This is a genomic window from Pseudomonas sp. GL-B-12 (assembly GCF_019955895.1).
Lineage (GTDB): Bacteria > Pseudomonadota > Gammaproteobacteria > Pseudomonadales > Pseudomonadaceae > Aquipseudomonas.
Genome location: NZ_JAHBCX010000085.1, coordinates 1 through 1,121, shown reverse-complemented (window position 1 = coordinate 1,121; position 1,121 = coordinate 1). Strand labels below are relative to the sequence as shown.

1 protein-coding gene is annotated in these 1,121 nt (G+C 66.4%); it reads right to left on the bottom strand.

All coding sequences use genetic code 11. From position 1 onward, the window contains the following. Window positions 1-1,121: type VI secretion system Vgr family protein (locus tag KGA85_RS29475; RefSeq protein WP_223543599.1), on the bottom strand; the 1,121-nt coding region annotated here is incomplete at both ends.

Here is a 1,121-nt window from a genome sequence, read left to right as displayed (position 1 = left end):
GCGATCAGCGGCAGGTGCAGGCCGTAGGTGTCGCCGGCGTAGGCGCGGGCCTGGCGCAGCCATTTGCTTTCGCGGCCGGCGGGCCAGGTGTCGCGGTCGAAGAGGAACTTGACCCGGTAGCGCCCTTGCATATCGATTTCGGTGTACAGGGGGTTGCTCTGGGGGTGGGTGATGCGTGCCGGCAGGGTGCCGGCGATTTGTGGTTTGGGCGGTACTTCTGGGCGAAAGCACAGGCGCAAGGCGTAGGGCATGGCTTCGAAATCGCAGGTCAGGCTGCGGTCGCGGGCGGCGCGCGTGGTGATCTTTGTGATCACCACGCGGGAGGCGAAGGCCTTGGGGGCGTCGCCGCTGATGGTCAGCACCTGGCCCGGGGCCAGGGTGGCGCTGCTGCTGGTGCCGCTGAGGTGGGTCTGGTTGTTGAGGTAGCGTTCGTGGCGCAGGCGCGCGTAGAAAAAGCCGCTTTCGCTTTGCAGGTCTTCGTCGCGCAGGTGGGACTTGCCGAGCACGCGGTAGGGTTCGGCGTAGTGGTAGGCCTCGCCGTAGGTGTTGTCGGCGACGCCGCGGGTCGTGGCCACGCCGTGGGTGGTGGGCTCGCCGAGGGTCTGGTCGACCTCGCCGTCGAGGTAGGCGCGACTGTCCTCGGGGTGATAGGCGCGTATGCTGACCTGCTGTTCCACCACCCGGTGGCGGGTTTTCAGGGCCCAGACGCTGTCTTCGACGCTGTTGCTGAAGCCCGAGGGCGAGCGCAGCGGCAGTTCGACGTCGAACTGGTAGCAGCGCTGGTCGTCGCAGAACTCGACGACGTCGAAGGCGAGCTCTTCGTGCTGGATGCAGCGGAACCAGATGCCGACGTCGGCCAGCAGGCGGCTGATGAAGGCCAGGTCGCTTTCCTGGTACTGCATTACCTGCTCGCGCTGCGGGTACTCGCGCTTGAGGTTGAAGCGAAAGTGCCCGGTGTCCAGGCCGTGGCGGTCGCGCAGAATGCTTTTGACGATGTCTGGCACGGACTGGTGCTGATAGATCCGCGTTTGCTGGCCGCGATCGAGCAGGGCCAGGCGCGGTTGCAGGGTGACTTCGTAGCGGGCTTCGTCGATTGAGCCGGACAGGCGTTGGCAGGCGGT